Annotated in this window: 17 protein-coding genes; 7 read left to right on the forward strand and 10 right to left on the reverse strand. The window is 61.0% G+C overall.

Going from position 1 to position 17,228, the window contains the following annotated elements; translation table 11 throughout:
• The first annotated feature begins 176 nt into the window (after positions 1-176).
• The 5 genes from ACMXYH_RS04220 to ACMXYH_RS04240 all read left to right on the forward strand — a co-directional run bounded on the left by ACMXYH_RS04220 (position 177) and on the right by ACMXYH_RS04240 (position 4,565).
• Complete coding sequence (locus tag ACMXYH_RS04220; RefSeq protein ID WP_129438809.1) at positions 177-479, forward strand: MazG-like family protein; 303 nt, start codon at positions 177-179, stop codon at positions 477-479.
• Positions 479-1,228 carry a methyltransferase gene (locus ACMXYH_RS04225; RefSeq protein ID WP_129438807.1) on the forward strand — a complete coding sequence of 250 codons (750 nt, stop codon included), beginning with the start codon at positions 479-481 and terminating at the stop codon, positions 1,226-1,228. The genes ACMXYH_RS04220 and ACMXYH_RS04225 overlap by 1 nt, the downstream gene beginning before the upstream one ends.
• Before the next feature lie 12 nt (positions 1,229-1,240).
• Positions 1,241-1,855, forward strand: coding sequence for a DUF4136 domain-containing protein (locus tag ACMXYH_RS04230; RefSeq protein ID WP_415766392.1), 615 nt, complete (start codon positions 1,241-1,243; stop codon positions 1,853-1,855).
• Positions 1,856-1,909: 54 nt separating this feature from the next.
• Positions 1,910-2,470: a DUF4136 domain-containing protein gene (locus tag ACMXYH_RS04235; protein ID WP_415766393.1), complete on the forward strand. Its 561-nt coding sequence runs from the start codon at positions 1,910-1,912 to the stop codon at positions 2,468-2,470.
• Positions 2,471-2,582: 112 nt separating this feature from the next.
• The gene (locus ACMXYH_RS04240; protein WP_415766394.1) at positions 2,583-4,565 is read left to right on the forward strand and encodes a pilus assembly protein TadG-related protein; all 1,983 of its coding nucleotides are present in this window, start codon (positions 2,583-2,585) and stop codon (positions 4,563-4,565) included.
• Here the strand turns inward: ACMXYH_RS04240 and ACMXYH_RS04245 are convergent.
• Both ACMXYH_RS04245 and ACMXYH_RS04250 read right to left on the reverse strand, forming a co-directional pair.
• Positions 4,535-7,288 (reverse strand): ATP-binding protein, encoded by a 2,754-nt coding sequence (locus tag ACMXYH_RS04245; RefSeq protein WP_415766396.1) that lies wholly within the window; start codon positions 7,286-7,288, stop codon positions 4,535-4,537. The genes ACMXYH_RS04240 and ACMXYH_RS04245 overlap by 31 nt on opposite strands.
• Positions 7,285-7,725, reverse strand: coding sequence for a TadE/TadG family type IV pilus assembly protein (locus ACMXYH_RS04250; protein WP_415766397.1), 441 nt, complete (start codon positions 7,723-7,725; stop codon positions 7,285-7,287). Before ACMXYH_RS04250 ends, ACMXYH_RS04245 begins: the two co-directional genes overlap by 4 nt.
• Before the next feature lie 75 nt (positions 7,726-7,800).
• Between ACMXYH_RS04250 and ACMXYH_RS04255 the strand changes: the two genes are divergently transcribed.
• Together ACMXYH_RS04255 and ACMXYH_RS04260 are read left to right on the forward strand one after the other, a co-directional pair.
• Entirely contained in the window at positions 7,801-8,271 is a 471-nt protein-coding gene (locus ACMXYH_RS04255) for a prepilin peptidase (protein ID WP_415766398.1), read from the forward strand.
• Between the two features lie 379 nt (positions 8,272-8,650).
• On the forward strand, positions 8,651-9,421 hold the full coding sequence (locus ACMXYH_RS04260; RefSeq protein ID WP_129438793.1) for a response regulator transcription factor: 771 nt from the start codon (positions 8,651-8,653) through the stop codon (positions 9,419-9,421).
• Between the two features lie 247 nt (positions 9,422-9,668).
• Here ACMXYH_RS04260 and ACMXYH_RS04265 read toward each other — a convergent pair whose 3' ends face one another.
• Genes ACMXYH_RS04265 through cpaB form a run of 8 tightly spaced genes read right to left on the reverse strand, consistent with a single transcriptional unit; the run spans position 9,669 to position 17,171 of the window.
• Positions 9,669-9,944: a DUF3613 domain-containing protein gene (locus ACMXYH_RS04265; RefSeq protein WP_415766399.1), complete on the reverse strand. Its 276-nt coding sequence runs from the start codon at positions 9,942-9,944 to the stop codon at positions 9,669-9,671.
• Between the two features lie 13 nt (positions 9,945-9,957).
• The gene (locus tag ACMXYH_RS04270) at positions 9,958-10,668 is read right to left on the reverse strand and encodes a hypothetical protein (RefSeq protein ID WP_415766400.1); all 711 of its coding nucleotides are present in this window, start codon (positions 10,666-10,668) and stop codon (positions 9,958-9,960) included.
• Between the two features lie 10 nt (positions 10,669-10,678).
• Positions 10,679-11,569, reverse strand: a complete 891-nt coding sequence (locus tag ACMXYH_RS04275) for a type II secretion system F family protein (RefSeq protein WP_415766401.1) — start codon at positions 11,567-11,569, stop codon at positions 10,679-10,681.
• Entirely contained in the window at positions 11,566-12,450 is an 885-nt protein-coding gene (locus tag ACMXYH_RS04280; protein ID WP_415766402.1) for a type II secretion system F family protein, read from the reverse strand. The genes ACMXYH_RS04275 and ACMXYH_RS04280 overlap by 4 nt, the downstream gene beginning before the upstream one ends.
• Before the next feature lie 10 nt (positions 12,451-12,460).
• The gene (locus ACMXYH_RS04285; RefSeq protein ID WP_129438784.1) at positions 12,461-13,741 is read right to left on the reverse strand and encodes a CpaF family protein; all 1,281 of its coding nucleotides are present in this window, start codon (positions 13,739-13,741) and stop codon (positions 12,461-12,463) included.
• Positions 13,738-14,934 (reverse strand): AAA family ATPase, encoded by a 1,197-nt coding sequence (locus ACMXYH_RS04290; protein WP_129438782.1) that lies wholly within the window; start codon positions 14,932-14,934, stop codon positions 13,738-13,740. Before ACMXYH_RS04290 ends, ACMXYH_RS04285 begins: the two co-directional genes overlap by 4 nt.
• Complete coding sequence (locus ACMXYH_RS04295) at positions 14,931-16,202, reverse strand: type II and III secretion system protein family protein (protein WP_415766403.1); 1,272 nt, start codon at positions 16,200-16,202, stop codon at positions 14,931-14,933. Before ACMXYH_RS04295 ends, ACMXYH_RS04290 begins: the two co-directional genes overlap by 4 nt.
• A gap of 21 nt (positions 16,203-16,223) precedes the next feature.
• Entirely contained in the window at positions 16,224-17,171 is a 948-nt protein-coding gene (gene cpaB, locus ACMXYH_RS04300; RefSeq protein ID WP_415766404.1) for a Flp pilus assembly protein CpaB, read from the reverse strand.
• Between the last annotated feature and the right edge of the window lie 57 nt (positions 17,172-17,228).

Consider the following 17,228-nt stretch of genomic DNA (forward strand, 5'->3'; position numbering starts at 1 on the left):
AAAGTGGTGGCGTGGTTGCCGGACTTGAGCCTTGGGCTATCGAGCAGGGTGCCGAGTTCCCGTAGGAGCTGCCGCAGGCTGCGATCTTTTGATTATGGTGCAAAGATCCGCGCCGCACCGAGACGCTTGCCTTCCCCCGTCATCCCCCCGAAGCTATACGCCTTCAGGAGAGCCCGATGAACCTTGTTGAACTGACCGAACGCCTGCACGCCATCCGTGACCGCAATGACTGGCGGCAATTTCACAGCCCGAAAAACCTGGCCATGGCCGCGAGCGTGGAAATGTCCGAGCTGGTGGAGATTTTCCAGTGGCTGACCGAAGACCAGTCGCGCCAGTTGCCGGCGGACACACTGGCCCATGCCGGGCAGGAAATCGGCGACATCGTGCTCTATCTACTGTTGCTGTGCAGCGAGTTGGGGTTGGACATGAATGAAGTGGTGCGCAGCAAACTCGCGGACAGCGAACGGAGGTTCAGCTGATGAGCGACCGTCATTTCGATCAACTGGCGACCCGCTTCGCCGAAAAAATCTACGGTGGTGCCAAAGGCGCGATCCGTCTGGCGGTGCTTCAGGCCGACCTGGCCGAAACCTTGCCGGACCGACCGTTGCGCGTACTGGATATCGGCGCCGGCCTGGGCCACATGTCGTTGTGGCTCGCCCAACGTGGTCATGAGGTCACACTGGCCGAGCCCGCCGAGCCGATGCTCGAAGGCGCCCGTCAGCGTTTCGCCGACGCCGGGCAAACAGCGACGTTCATTCAGGCACCGTGGCAGGATCTGCTCGGCCAACTCACCGAGCCCTACGACCTGGTGCTGTGCCACGCCGTGTTGGAATGGCTGGCCGAACCCCACGCAATCCTGCCGGTGCTGCATCAGTTGACCAAGCAGGATGGATGGTTGTCCCTGGCCTTCTACAACCGCGATGCGTTGATCTATCGCAACCTGCTCAAAGGCCATTTCCGCAAGATGCGCAAGAACGACATGGCCGGCGAAAAGCAAAGCCTCACTCCGCAGCAGCCCCTTGATCCGCGCGAACTGGCGGCGCAACTTGAAGGCCTGTGGCAGGTCGAAACCCAGAGCGGGGTGCGGGTTTTTCACGACTACATGCCAGTGGAATTCCAGGCCCGCGCCGAACTGGTGGACTTGCTGGAAATGGAACTGGCCCACCGTCGTCACCCAAGCTTTGCCGGGCTTGGGCGCTACTTGCACTGGATCTGTCGGCCGGTCTGATCGGAGCGTGAAATGAACAGTCGTTCGGGGTTATTGATGATCTGTCTCGGGTTGGCGGCTTGTCAGGGCAGCAACCCTTATGTGGCGTCATCCAACCCCTTGCCACCCGCGCCGCCTCAGGCGGCCAACACCTTTGACCGCAGCGCCTACCCGGCACCGCCGCGCGACTACGGGCACTACCGCAGTTGGGCCTGGCTCAACGGGCGCCTGCCGCCGGGCAGCGCCTGGGCGGATTCGGCGCAGGTCGCCGAAGCCGTCAGCAATGCCCTCGATCAACGTGGCTTGCGCCCGCTGCACGATAACCGCCCGGCCGACCTGTTTGTCAGCGCCGAACTGCACCTGGAAACCCGCCTGCGTCAGGTTCGGGATGACTATGGTTATTACGGCGGCGGCTATGGCGGTTACAACCGCTACGGCAGCGGTTACGGCATGTACAACACCGTGCCGATCGTTCGGACTTATCAGGAACAGGTCGTGGTGGTGCGGGTTGATTTGTTTGACGCCCAGAGCGGTCAACCGGTGTGGAGTGCCAGCGCCGAAACCAGCAATCGCGGCAGCCAGAGCGAGCGTGCCGATGCGATACGGGAGGCTGTAGAAAAGGCAATGTCGGCGTATCCTCCTAGTTAGCTTCTGTAGTTAAGAAGCATTACGCAGGTTCATGTCTTCAACTGGAGAAATATCATGTTCCGCCGTCTCGCTTTACTGGCTGTGGCCGTGCTGCTCAGTGCCTGCGCCGGCAGCCAGGTCAATCATGACTTCGATGCCAGCCGCGACTTCGCCGCCTATCGCAGCTGGAGCTGGAAAGAACCCGCCCTGCAATATCGCCCCGATGACCCACGGATCAAGAGCGACCTGACTGAACAACGCATCCGCCAATCGGTGACCGATCAGCTGGATCAGCGTGGCCTGCGTCCGGCTGCGGGTGGCCAAAAGGGCGATTTAAGCGTGCAGACCTATCTGATCGTGGAACAACGCCAGCAACAAGTCACCACTAACTACGGCGGCGGCGGTTGGGGTAATCCATGGAACGGCTACTGGGGGGGGCCGATGTACAACGAAACCCGTAACGTCAGCTACAAAGTGGCGATCATCCAGATCGACCTGCTCGACGGCAAGGACGGCAAACTGGTGTGGCGCGGCAGTGACGAGCAGATACTCAGCCGCACAACGAATCCGTCGGATCGCAGCACGGCAATACGTGAAACGGTCGGGCGAATTCTCGCCAACTACCCACCGAAATAAACAGCTGGAAGATCTTTTGCTTGTGATCTGCGAGCAGCCCGGGAAAGCCCAACTACACTGCTGTTCACCCAAGGAGGTAGCCCTCGGCTGTGCACCGGCAAAGGAGTGTGCGATGTCTCCCCGTTTGCAGTTTCGCAGCCCGTCCCGGCAACGGGGGGCGATCGGTTTGATGGCGGCGCTGACATTGGGCATGGCCCTGATGTTCTTGCTGGTCGTGGTCGACAGCGGTCGTTTGTACCTGAAAAAACGTGACCTGCAGCGCGTAGCGGACATGGCCGCACTTGAAGCTTCCACCCGAGGGGGGGATTGCGCCGCTGGCAACACCGCTACCGTCTATGCCACCGCCAGCGCAAACCGTAATGGCTTCACCCTTCCTGACCCCAATCACAATCTGCTGGTCGCTTGCGGCGCCTTGACCCTGGATGCCAATAACCTTCGAGTATTTGGCGCCGACCCGAGCAAGAGCGAAGCCATTCGGGTGATCGCCAGCCATTCGGTCCAGCAGAGCCTCGCCGGCGGTGTCGGCGCCCTGTTCGGTGGCGCTCCACGCGCAGCGACCATCAACCTGACGGCCAGCGCTGTCGCCGCATTACCGCCACCGCAGGCTTCGCTGACCCTGCGCAGCACGACGTTGAGCGTCGACACCAGCAAATCGGCCACGCTCAACGCACTGTTCGGTGGTTTGCTCGGGGGCAACCTGAACATCAACGCGGCGGGCTGGAACGGACTGGTGAACACCAACATCAGCCTGCTCGGCTACCTTGATCGATTGAAGGTCGACCTTAACCTCAGCGCTGCCGGGTATAACCAGGTATTGGGCAATACGATTGCCGTCAGCCAGCTGATCCAGACCGCCGTCAATGTGCTGGACCCCGGCGGCACACTCGGCGCGACCGCAACCATTGCGAGTCTTCAAGCGCTGAAGGTCGCGGCAGGTGCAACCACCGTCGTACTCGGCAACGTGCTGCACGTCGAGGCTGGCAGCACCGTGACCGCGCTGGCGACCAACCTGAAAGTGTTCGACCTGATCGAGGCGGTCGTGCAACTGGCCAACAAGAAAAACGGCCTGGTGGCGACCCTGCCGATCAACCTCGCGGGGCTCGCGCAAATCACCGCTCGGGTACAGATACTGGAGCCGCCACAGCTCTCGGCCATCGGCAATCCGAAAAACGCCGCGCTCGCCCCTTTGGGGCCCAACCGGATCTATGTGAAAACCGCTCAGGTGCGTACATTGCTGTCGATCGACTTGCCCATTCTGAGTGCGATTCAACCCTTGCTCGAGGCGGCGGCTGATCTTGCCGGACCGTTGACCAATACCTTGAACGCCTTGCTGCATCTCAATCTGGTCGGTGTCATTGATTCACTGACCTGCGCGCTGGGGGCGGCCTGTGAAACACCCTCGATCGTGCCGCTTTCCACTACCGTAAGGCTCGATGTCGCACTGGACGTTGCGAGCGCCGACAGTTACGTCACCGCCTACAGCTGCGTCAGCGCCACCAACAAATCACTGACCACCAATACCAACACTTCACTGGTGAAGCTGAAAATCGGCAAGATCGATCCGAACACGGCTTTCGGCAGCAACACCGCGCCGCCCACCGTGGTGGTACAGCCGTTGAAGGTGATCGATATCGGGGTGAAAACCTGCCGCCGGTTCCTGATCTTACCCGTCAGTTGCGACCCGCGAATTCCAGGCGTCGGCGGCGGTATCGATATCATGGCCGACACCACCGTGGCACAGAGCGCCAACATGCTGCACGTCTATTCCGCACCGCCGGCCACCAGCCTGCCGGAGATCAACCAGCCACCGTTCTACTACTCCTATTCCACCAGCAATATCGTCAGCAGCCTTACCGACACGGCGACTAACATCAAGGTCAACATGTACGGCCCGACGGGCAGTCTGGTCGGTGGTCTGGGGGCAATCCTCAGCACTGTCACCACATTGCTGGTCAACGCGATCAACAGCGTGCTCAGCCCGTTACTCGACACCTTGATCAACACACTGCTGCTCAGCCTGGGGATCGATCTGAACAAGGTCGATGTCGGCGCCAACCTCAGTTGTCACTCAGGACGAGCGACGCTGGCAATCTGATCGTCGGCGGCAATCGGCAGTTCGATACAAAACCGTGCGCCCTCGACCGAGTTTCTAACGCTCAGTTTTCCGCCCATGTTCTCGACGATGCCGTAACTCACCGACAACCCGAGCCCGGTGCCGACACCCACGGGTTTGGTGGTGAAGAACGGCTCGAAAATCCGCTCCAGCAACCGCGGATCGATACCGCCGCCGTTGTCCTCGACCCACAGCCGCACCGAATCCACATCACGTTCGGCGTACACCGAGATCCACGGTTTGAACTCGCGGTCGGCCTCGCGTTTGCCGAGCAACGCATCCCGAGCGTTGACCATCAGATTGATCAACACCTGTTCGAGCTGATCGACGTAACCGCGCACTTGCACGTCAAACCCGGTCTCGCTGACCCGCAGATCGACCCCTTTGCCGCGCATCCCTTCGGCCAGCAGCGACAGCGTGCCTTCGATGGCTTGCGCCGGATTAAACGGATGTTGCTCGATCTCCGAGCGACGGCCAAACACCCGCATGTGATCCACCACCCGCGCGGCGCGCTGGACCTGTGCATCGATGCGGTTGAGCTTGTCGGTCAGGTAGTCGATCTGCGCATCGCCGTTGCTCAGACGCTTGAGCACGTTGACGATGGCCATGCGCATCACATTCAACGGCTGATTGATTTCATGGGCCAGCCCTGTGGCCATTTCACCGAGGGTGGCCATTTTTGCACTTTGGGTGAGCTGCTGCTGGGCGCGGCGGACCTCGGTGTTGTCGCGCCCCACGGCCTGAATCTCCAACAAATGGCCGTGCTCATCGAACACCCCGCGATCCGACCACACCCACCAGGCATGTTCCCGTCCCGGCAGTTGCAGGTTGATTTCTGCGGTGCTGATCGGGAATTCCGGGCTGAGTCGGCTGAGCCGCTGGAGAAACGCTTCGCGCTGTTCCTGCGACATCCAGCTGCCCAGATTCACCCCGGGCAGTTGCTCGGGCTGGCACTCCAGGTAAGTCGCCAGCGGGCGGTTGCCGAAGGTCAGGGTCAGGTCCGGGCGGTAGCGGCAGATCATCGCCGGAGAGTCTTCCACCAGGATCCGGTAACGTTCTTCACTTTGCTTCACCTGTTCGGCGGCCAGGGTTGCTTCGGTGACGTCCAGCCACAGGCCGACGGCCTCCACCGGCAAGCCAAGGTCGTCGCGCAGTAGCTTGGCTTCATCGAGTAGCCAGTGGTATTCGCCGCGACTGTCGCGCAGCCGATAGCGGGCGCGCACCGAACCTTCACGCAGCAAATGTCGGGTACGTTCGAAGTACCGATCGCGGTCATCCGGGTGGACCCTTTCAACCAAGGCTCCCGCCGCGCAATCAGCCAGTGTCCAGCCGAGCAGCGGCAGCAGGCTGTCACTGAAAAACGTCGGTTGCAGCGCACCTTCGTCATAGCGCTGCACGTAGATCACCGCCGGTGAGCTGGCGATCAGGTTGTCCAGTCGGGCATGGGCCGCCGCGGCGTTTTGCTCCTGGTTTTTGATGTCGCTGATGTCGAGCATGAAGCCCACCAACCGCCGGTTTTTACCGATGCCCAGGACCTGGCCCTGCAGGCGATACCAGTTCGGCGTTTGTGCCAAACGCACGCACAGCAGCAGCGGGATGCCGTCGTCTTGCAAGGCTTGCAGACGACTGCTCAACTCTTCACGGTCGGCGGGGTGCACCCGATCCAGCCAGTCGTGCAGCGGCAAACGATCGATCGCAAGGTTCAGGTTACTGGCCAACGACGGCGCCAACTGCACCTCGCGACTGTCGCTGAACACCTCCCACCATCCGGTGCCGAGCAAGGCTTGCAGCGATTCCAGCCGTTCCAGTTGCAGATGGTGCCGGTGCTCGCGCAAGCGCTCAAGCAACGGGCCTGCCAGCGCGGCGGTCAGTTGTAACCAGTCGCGATCATTCAGGTCGGGCGCATGTTGCTGCACCGGATAAATGCCGCACAGCAACCAGGCGACCACACCCTGAGCATCGTGATAGGGCACTGCGAACCCTTCGGCATTACCGAAGATGCCTTGCAAACGGGGATGTTCAGCGGGCGTCAGGCATTGCGGCGCAGAGCCGCTCAGACTGTCGAGCCCCGTGCCCAGGCGCTGAGCGTTTTGCCACAGCTGGGGCGCATCGAAGGCCGCGTAATGCTGGTGTATCTGCCAGCCTTCTTCCTGTTCATCGAGCAACGCCACCGCAATGCATGGCATGTGGAAACGCTGGGCCAGGCCTTGCAGCTGTTCCATCAACACCTCGGGCAGGCGCGTCAGGTTGCATCGGCGCAACTGTTCGCCGATCTGCGCTGCGAGTAATTGGCATTGCTCGCGGCTGCGTGATTGCCGGCGATCGAGCAACAAGTCGCCGATGTCCAGCAACTGCAGCAGCCAGGCATCGGCCAACGGCTGGACCCAGCCACGCAGGTGCAGGGGTTGTCCGTTGAGGCTGTAAAAGTCCAGGTCCAGAGACTGTCCCTGCCAGTCGACGGGCGAGCCTTCAACGGCGAGGCAGCTGTGGGGCATGAGGAAATCGAGCAGGTGCGGTGCTTGCGCAACGGGCGTCTGCTGGGCCAGCACATGCCGCAACGGACCGGTCAGATGAATCACTCGACCTTCGGCATCCAGATGCATCTGCAAACCGACACTTTGCACACTCAGGGTGTCTGGCGTGTCCACTGGCTCAGGCGGATGGCGGTGGAGCAGGCGCCCGAAGAGTTTGTCTGCGGAACTCAAAATTGCAGGCTCGAACGGACGGTGAGGCTTGCCGGCAGATTGGGCACTTGGCCAATTCCCGGTACGTTCAGAAACGGGATGACTTGCTGCAGTTTGCTGGTGGGGTAGTTGATGCTGACCGTCAACACCCCGCCCACGTAGGTGGCGCTGGCGTCGGTGTCGACATTGAAATTCAGTGCGGCAGGAATCCAGGCCAGCTGTCGGCTCAGTTCTGTCGTGGCAACGGTTTTTACCGCGGTGTCGTATCCGGGGGTGCTCGGATCCAGCGCCACGCTGCGGCGCACCGCTTCGGCAGTCGACTGGGTGAACGATTGCATCAGCAACAGCGGCAAGCTGTAAGTGACAATTCCATAAAACACGGCGAAAAAGATGAGAAACACCAACGCGAATTCAATCGCTACAGCGCCTTTTTGCTTACGGGGGAGGCCTATTTTCATGACTGCGTCTACCCTGATATTCACCACGTGATATCAGCATAGAATCATTCAGCCAAAACGGACGTTTTTTACCGGATGCAGAGCTTTGTACTACTGATCTGGCTGACGCTATGCGCAGCACAGGATGCTCGAGAACGGCACATCGCCAATGGCCTGACCCTTGGCGCAGCGCTGTTGGCGCTAACGTATCTCTTGTGGACGGGCACTACCTGGCTGGGGGCCGAGGCGGTGCAGGGCGGCTGGGCTTTTTTGCTGGCGCTGGCCTTTACCTTGCCCGGTTATGCGCTGAGACGCTTGGGCGCAGGCGATGTGAAACTGATGACTGGCCTGGGTCTGGCGACGGACGGCATGCACCTGCTCGGCGTGTTCATCGGTGCCGGATTGGCCAGTGTGCTGTGGCTGCTACTGGCGCCAAGAGTCTGGCTTCATATGGGGCAAGGGCTTAGAAGTCATCTTCGATATCTGGGGCCTGGAATGTCAAAGAAACAGCCCTTTGCACCCTTCGTATTGGTGGGCCTGTTGCTCACACTCGTCTGGTTTCACTAGTCGCCCGTTCTATACAGAGTCGGAAAGTACGTCTACTTTCAATTCAGTAGTTGTACAGCCTGTGGCTGTCACTAGGGGGCGTTCTCAATTAGTTTCCCCACCGCGCCGGGTCTGCTGTTGTGCAGGGCAAGGCGCGAGAAGCGTGGTTTGGTCGTTCCAAATAAGCTTCGAGCAACGCAGCCCTGCACAACAGCAGGCCCGGCCCTTCGGGTTGTGCCTTAAAGCGGGCCAGGCTGCGTTGCAGGCCTTGGAAAGGGAACAACCATTCCCGGCGGCCTGCGCCTTGCCTGGCCCGCTTTAAGGCGACAACGCGGCGGGGAAACTAATTGAGAACGCCCCCTAGAGGAACGGTCAACTTTGACCTCGCAGGGAGTCGCGCGTGAACAAGCTTTCTTCGGCTGTAAAAATCCTTGTGGTCGACGACCAACCGTTTATTGCCGCGCAGCTTTGTGAGTTTCTTGAAGGCCGCGGTTACCGTTGCGTTCCTTGCGAGACTGGCAAACAGGCAGTCGAGCGTTTCAATGAAGACGAAGCGATTGGCCTGGTGCTTTGCGATTTGCACATGCCCGGTCTGGACGGGATTCAACTGGTTCAGGAGCTGCAACGGTTATCCGGCAAGCACCGTGTGTTTGAAGCAATCATGCTCACTGGGCGTGCGGACAAGCAGGATGTGATCAAGGCCTTGCGGGCCGGGTTTGCCGATTACTACCAGAAGCCGATTAATCTGGATGAGTTGCTCGAAGGGATTGCGCGTCAGGCAGTGGTTTTGCAGGAACGGCAGAAGAGTGTGCAGCTGGGGCATTTGGATCAGAAGCTGCAGTATCTTGCCGAGTCGATCGATGATCTGTATCAGGATCTCGATAAGGTTCGGCGCGGGCCGCGTTCTGATGAGGATGTCATCGCTGTGGATCGGGTTGAGATTCCGGCGATTTTCAGTCAGCTGTCGCCAAGGCAGTGGGAGGTGGCGCGGTTGGTGGGGAAGGGGCAGACGAATTATCAGATTGCCTGTGAGTTGGGGATTACCGAGAACACGGTGAAGCTTTATGTGTCGCAGGTTTTGCGGTTGACGCATATGCATAATCGGACGCAGTTGGCGCTGGCTTTGTTACCCGGTCATTCTGGATTGCGTCAGGGGGTGACTGCGCATTAGGTTTTTGTTGGTGTGCCTATCCATTCCGGCGGTAACGACCGCGACTCACTTTCTACCATTCAGTTAAGCCGTAACGCGATCTGTAGCAGCTGCCGAGCCCGCGAGGCTGCGTTCGGCTGCGCAGCAGTCGCAAATCAGTCATTGCGGTACGTCAGGCATACCGCGTCAGCCAGACTCACGACTGCTACGCAGCCGAACGCAGCCTCGCGGGCTCGGCAGCTGCTACAAAGAGTTTGCCCGAATCAAACTACCCCCCCGACCCACCGTCCACCTGCCCGCTCTCATACTGATCAAAGTACTCCGGGATCTCATGCTGATAGCTTTTCAACCAACGCTGCATGCTCAGCTCGCGCTCGGTCGCGGTTGAGGTTTGCGGTTTCTGGGAAGCCGCCTTGTTACTGCTTTGCAGTTGCAGCCAGCCTTCGGTTTCCTGTTGTTGGGCCGAAGCGGGGCCGGGGTCGATGGCGTGAGTGGTGAGGGGCAGGGCCAGCAGGCCGAGGCAGCAGAGGATGGTTGGTTTCATCAAAAGCCTCTCCTTATTGAAGCGTCGGTGTGGCGACGGCGACCTGGTTTACGGCGGTCGGGCCGGACTTGCTCGGTGTCTTGAGTCTTTGCGCGCGGGCCTGGGCTTCGGTGACTTGGGCGGGGCTCAGGCCAAGACTGCTGACGAGTTCGGCCGCGCGGCTCCAGTCGTCCTGGTAGATCAGCAGCGTCACCAGATTCAACGCGGCCAGTTGATCGCTTTGCTTGAGTTCCATGGCCGTCAGAAATTCAAAACGCGCATCCTCGACGCGTAATTGATTGAGGTACACCACACCCAGGTCGTTGCGGATTTTCTCGTCGGTCGGTGCTAGCCGTGCGGCCCGTTGCAAGTGGGCTTGTGCCAGGCCGTTGTCGCCCTTGGCGGCGGCGAGTTGGCCCAGGCCGTGTTCGGCTTCGGCGGCCAGGCAACTGCCGAGCAGGCTGCGGTACAACGGCTCGGCTTCGCTGCGGCCCAGCAGTCGATAGACCTTGGCCTTGCGCAGGCGCACGTCGGCCAGGTTGTCGGGCAGGCTTTGCAGGTTGGCGAGGCTGGCGTGCAGTTTGCCGTCATTGGCCATGTCATCGGCGAGGTTCAGCGACAGCTGTTCCTCGGAGGTCAGCTTGCCGCAACTGGCCGTGTTGGTCAGGGCGCTCCAGGGCGTCGCGCCGTTGCTCGCGCAACCGCCTAACAACAGCAGCGTCAAACCGGCAATTATTGCTTTCATCACGATCCCTCTAAGAACCAAAGGCATGGGACAGGGCGGTGAAGCCCGGGCCGGCCAGTACGATCAATAACGCCGGGAAGAGAAACAGCATCATCACGACGGACATTTTGGCGGACAGTTTGGAGATGTATTCCTGCAAGTGCGTCAGGCGCCGGTCATCGAGCAATTGCTTGAGGGTCAGCAGGGATTTCATCGCACCGCCCCCCTGATGGATCAACTGCTCAAGGATGACGCAGGTATCGGTGAACTCGTCGACGGCCAGCAATCGGGTGGCTTTGTTCAGTTCTTCGCCCAGTTCCAGGCCGGAATCGACCCGGGCCAATACCAGCCGCAATTCATGGGTCAGGGCCGGCAATAATTGTTTACCTTCATTGCTCAACACTCGCAGCGACTGCTCCACCGCCATGCCCGATTCGAACAGGATGCGCAGCAGCGGAATGAAGGTGGAAATCTCGGTCGCCAGGTGTTTTTGCCGACGCTGCGCGGCAGCGGCCAGCAATCGTTTGGGCAACAGATAGCCGATGCCGGTGGCGAACAGCGGGGCCATCCAGTGGTTGTCTGTGTGAGGGAAGAACACGCCCTGGATCAGCAAGGTCAGGGCCAGGGCCAGCACCGGGGCGCCTACCTGGAACGCCGCGAACAGTGAGCGTCGCCGGGCGCTGCGCCAGCCGAGACGGTTAAGCAATGCCTGGGTTTCGTTATCCAGGTTGACCGAGCGCTGACCGATCCGGCTGCTGCCCAGCAGCTGTAACCACTGATTTACCCGGTTGTCGCTCGCCAGTTTGCCGTCGAGTCGTTGCGCCACCTGGCGAACCCGCCGGCGGTGTTCCAGCAAACCGCTGAGCAGCAACAAGGTTGCCCCCAGAAACAGCAATGCGCAGATCAGCAAAGGCACTTTCATACGCTGCGCAACATGTGCCAGAGCGCCAGGCTGCCGACCACCTGCAAGCCGAACGCGGACGCGAGCATGATTTGCCCCGAAGGGTCGTGCCACATGGCGAGCAAGTAATGAGGGTTGGTCGCGAGGAAATAGCCGGCCAGGCTAATCGGCAGACAGCCCAGGACCCACGCGGTCACCCGGGTTTCGCCGGTCATGGCCCTGAGCTGGCGCGCAGCCTGCTCGCGCTCGCGGATCATCTTGATCAGGTTTTCCAGTAATTCGCTGGCATTGCCGCCATAGCGGTGATTGACCTTCAAACCGAGCGCGAACAGGCGAAGTTCGTCTTTCTCGTACAGCTCGGCCAGGTCAGCCGCGGCATCCGGCAGGCTGACCCCCAGCTGCACGTTGCGCTGAACCCGGCCCATGGCATTTTTCAGCGGATCTTCGGCGGCATCGATGGCGCCCAGCACCGCATCGGCCAGGGTGCGCCCGGACTTCAGACTGCGCACGGTGTGATCGAGCATTTGTGGCAGTTGTTCGATCATGCGCTGGAGTCGGCGCTGATAACGCCAATTGACATACAGACGCAGAATCAGCGGCGGCAGCAGTAACAGAACCAGCAAGCCGACCCAGCCACCGGTAGCCAATCCGAGCACGCTGCCAAAGGCCCAGAGCAGCAGCCACACCCCCAGATGCTTGGAGGGACGCCCAAGGCCAGCCCGCAGAAAGGCCCGATCCAGACCGACCCAGGAGGTTTTCGTCAGCACCGGCTGCGGCTGCCCCTGGGTCAGGCGTCCCAGCACCCGCTCGGTGCCGGTCTGGCGCAAACCGCGATAAAACAGGCGGATCGACAGTCCGAGCAAGGCCAGGCAAACGAGGATGAGCAGCACGGGTTTGAGCATGCCGTGGCCTTCAGTACGCAGAGGGAGAGAGCGCCAACTCACGGCGCAGTTTGTCGCCGGCGGGGTTGACCGCCTCGCGCATGAATCCGAAACCGCTGCGCCGGTCGAGCCGGAACAACGTGTTGGTGACATACACGTCATCACGCAAGCCGATCACCTCCACCACTTCACTGACGCAGCGGCGGCCGTCGGGCATGCGCGTCAGCTGGATCACTACATCCAGTGCGGCGCAGATCATTTGCCGCAAGGTACGTTCGGCGATGGTGCGGCCCGTCAGGCCCACCAATGTCTCCAGGCGCAACAGCGCATCCTGGGCGTTGTTGGCGTGCACGGTACTCATGGAACCGTCGTGGCCGGTGTTCATTGCGGTGAGTACGTCCACCACTTCGACGCCACGAATCTCGCCGAGGATGATTCTGTCCGGGCGCATCCGCAAGGCGTTGCGAATCAGGTCACTGGCCTTCACTTCGCCGTGGCCTTCGGCATTCGGCGGCCGGGTTTCCAGACGCACTACGTGAGGGTGGCCCAGTTGCAGTTCGGCGACGTCTTCGATGGTGACGATTCGCTCGTGAGGGTTGATCAACTGGCTGAGAATGTTCAGCAGCGTGGTCTTGCCGGTGCCGGTGCCGCCGCTGATCAGGATGTTGCAGCGCTTGCCCACGGCCTCCTGAATGAAGTCGAAGATCGCCTGGTCGATGGTTTGCATCGCCATCAGGTCCGAGCTTTTGAGCATGTCCTTGCGAAATTTACGTATCGACAGGCAGGGGCCATCGAGCGCAATTGGTGGAATGATCGCGTTGACCCGGCTACCGTCGGGCAGTCGTGCGTCGACCATCGGCGACGACTCATCGAGCCGTCGGCCGAGGGGCGCGAGGATCCGTTGCATGACCCGTTCGACGTGATGTGCATCGATGAAGCGCAGGTCGCTTTGATGCAGTACGCCGTCGCGTTCAATGAACACCCGGTGCGGGCCGTTGACCAGAATCTCCGTCACCGCCGGGTCCCGCAGCAGCACTTCCAAGGGGCCGAAACCGGTGAGTTCGTCGACGATTTCTTCGGCCAGACGCTCCATTTCATAGCGGGAAATCGCCAGGTGCAGCCGGGCGACGTACTCGGCAACCTTGTCGATGACGAACTGCGAGAGTACCTGCCGCGAACCCTCCAGCAGGTTTTTGCCGGATTCCTCGATGGCGTCGATGATGTAGCGGTGCAGCACCAGTTTCAGACCTTCGTTATCGGTGTTGCCGCTGGTTGTGCGTACAGGGGCGCCGAAGAGTTTTTCACCGCTCATTGCGCACCCCTCAACCGGTTGAACCAGCCAGACTTGGGCTTGGCCAGGCCCTCGGAGCGCTTGGCCAACCGATCGCCGAGGGCGCGCAGGCTTTGAGTCAGGCCTTCGCGCGGGGCCAGTTCAAACAGAGTCATACCTTGGTTCTTGGCGTTAAGCCGCACTTCCGGGCTGTAGACGAGGGTCGCAATGATCTCCATGCCGAAGCTTTTGCTCAGGGTGTCGGCGTCCGGTGCGACGTTGCGCAGGTAGCGGTCCACCAGCAGTCTGGCGTGATCGAGCTTCATGCCTTTTTCACGCCACAGGTTGAGTACCGCCAGGTTGCGACGGCAATCGAGAACGTTCTGATCGGTGTACCACAGCAACTTGTCGCAATGGGTGACGAAGGTGCGTAGCGCTTCGCTGTCCGGCTGGCCTGTCAGGTTCACCACGATGTGCTGGAAGTGTTGGCGCAGGGCGCTGAGCAGCATGTACAACTCGGCGGTGCTGGTGTGTTCCAGCGGCTCATCGTGGCTGGCGTAGGCGAGGATCCGCAACCCGGCGGCGCAGGTGGTGAACGCGCTGTCGATCAGCGTCGCGTCGAGGCGCCGCAAGTGCCGGAGTGCATCGCCGAAGTGGAACGAACTCTCCAGCCCGAGCAAGGCCAGGCTGTCACCGCGCGGCAGGCCCAGGTCCAGCAACAGCGTTTGCTGTCCGCTCTTGTGCACCACTTGCGCCATGTGCGTGGCGAGCAGCGCGCCGTCGGCGTTGATCTGCACACCGTAGAGCACCGTCAGGCTACCCAGTTGAGTGTTCGGGGCCACGGGCGGCAGGCGTTTGCTCAGCCGTCGCACCAATCCCGAGACTTCACTGGAACGCGAACCATAGGCCACGAAATCCCGTGCTCCGGCGCGCATGGCATTGAGCACGAGTTGGTTGTCCATGCCATCGCCCAGCGCGACGATCGCCAGCATCGGTTTGGCTTCCAGGGCACCTTCGATCAGTGCGCTTTGGGCCACCACGTGTTCGCGGTCCAGGCCGACGAACACCAGACTGGCGAAGGTCACGTCCACCAGCGCCAGCAATTCGTCGAGGCTGCCACCGCCGGCGCTGACCACTTGGCCCAACGGGGCGAGGGCGCCTTGCAGCCACTCAAGGTCGGTGCTGTTGCGCGTGATCGCGAGGAAGGTCTGGCTCAGGTTCTGGCTCTGGCTCATTGCGATAATCCGCTGCGTTTATCGAAGTTGCCGTTTTCGAGGAAGTACAGGCGATACCAGTTCGGGTCATAGTTGCGCAGCTTTTCACCCGGCAACGACGGCAGTTGTGCGTTGGCAGCCAACGGTTGGACCAGGTGCGGCGTGACGATCATCAGCAGCTCACGCTCTTCACGGTTGACCGATGAGTTGCGAAAAAACGCACCGAGAATCGGGATATCGCCCAGGCCTGGAAACTTGCTGACTTGCGAAATGTTATGCGTACTGATCAAACCGCTGATGACGAAACTCTCGCCATCGGCCAGCGAGATGCTGGTGTCGGTGCGGCGAATGGTGAACGCCGGGACGGTGGTGCCCCCGATGGTCACGCCATTGGTGTAGTCGAGTTCGCTGACCTCCGGCGCCACTTTGAGGGCGATGCGGTCGTGGCTGACCACGGTCGGTGTGAGCGTCAGGCGGATGCCGAATTCCTTGTATTCGATGGAGTAGCTGTTGCTGTTGGCGCTGGGCACCGGGATCGGAATTTCACCACCGGCCAGGAAGCTCGCGCTCTGCCCGCTGAGGGCGACCAGGCTTGGCCGTGCCAGGGTGTAGGCGAATCCGCTGCCTTCCAGGGCGTTGACGATGCCGAGGAATTTGCTGCTGCCCCCGCCCCAGACAATGTTGAAACTGTCGTTGAGCAACGGAATGCTGGGCACCGCGATTCGGGGATCTAGGTTGAACAGCGGCACCACGCCCGGCGTCACGGCCGTGTTGGGCACCGTACCGGGTGCGCCGAAGAGGAAGTTGTTCGAGCCCTTGCCGAAAATCGACGTGCCGGCCTCTTTCAGTTTGGTCCGGCTGACTTCGACGAAACGAATGTCGGTCTGTACTTGCGACGGTAGCAGTGGGTCATCAGAGGGTAACCGTGTAGCGGTGGTCATCGCTGCGGTGGCCTTGCCCTGAACGAACACCATGCTCTGGCGCGGAGCACTGGCGCAGGCGGTCCAGACCATCAGGCTGGTCGCGCCGGGGGCCATCCCGGTTAGCAAAAATGCTTGATTAGAGTTGACTCGCACGTCGGCGATTTTCGGGTCGCCCACCGCCACCCGAGTGATCGCCACCGGTGATTGCACCTCCTGTTGCAGCCCTTCACTGACTTCCAGCACCGCAGGCAACGAACCCAGCGCGGCGCAATTGCCGGCGGCTGCGAACGTTACGCCAAGCGGCACACCGCTCAGTAAAGAGACCCAGAGCAGGCCTTGAAACAGCGGCATGGTACGACTGCGCATTCAGATGCGTCCTTGCTCTATTCAGGGGGTTTGTTGGGTAATTTCGTTGCCGCGGATGACTTCCACGCTCAACTTGCGCGGTGCTGTGCCGCCGTGGGTGACGACAGGTTTGGGAGGGGGCGTCATGGCCAGTTGGCTGAACTGGATCAACTCGCGGTTGGCACTGGCAAGGTTGGCCGATGAATCGCTTTCGCCGGCCCAGTAACGAGCCAGACGTCTTTCATCGGCGCTGCGTACGGCCAGGCGCAACACGCCGGCCTGGGTCGCCAACATCAGGCGACTCAATAGTTGTTCGGGGACGGCAAGCAAAACGCTGCGGGCGCTGGCGCGCAATTGTTCCTGCCTGAGTTTTTCTTCGAAGCTGCGGGCCGGGCTTGCGGGTTGACCGTCGTTGGTCAACCCCATCTGTTCGCCCACCGCGAGCACCCGCAAGGCCGGTACCACCAATTGAGCCGACGGCTGCAGGTTGTTGTTGTCCATGCGCAGAAACAGCAGCACATCGACATAGTCCCCCGGTGTCAGTTGCCCACCGGCATTGATCACTTCGTCCACCGCGACGGCGAGGGCGCGCTCATCGGGACGAATCATCCGCGCCAGTCTGCCGCCGGCTTCAAAGCTTTCATCATTGAGCCAGGTGCCGGCACTGAGGGCGCGCCAGGGTGTTCGGCCAATTGCTTGATCGAGGCGGCTCAGGCTGCCGGCCGGGACGGTACGGAGTTTTTCCAGGGTCACGTCGGTGGCGCTGATCGGCATGAACGGTGGCACATCATGCAGCAACACCACCACCGGTTGGCGGGTGGAGTCGTCCACGGGGACAGGCGTCTGGGCAATGGGCGCAGGCGAGACGATCCCGGGTTGCACGACAGGCTCGGGAACGGGTTGGCGGCTCAGCGTGAGGCCCCAGTAACCGGCAATAATGGCGCCCACCAGAAACAAACCGGCCAGGCCCAGAGTGATACGACTGTTCATGACGGCTCTCCCTTTCCTGCTGCTTGAGACCTCGTCGCATCCAACGAGACAACTTCG

Origin of the sequence: Pseudomonas frigoris, assembly GCF_047758635.1 — a bacterium.
GTDB classification, from domain to species: Bacteria; Pseudomonadota; Gammaproteobacteria; order Pseudomonadales; family Pseudomonadaceae; genus Aquipseudomonas; species Aquipseudomonas frigoris.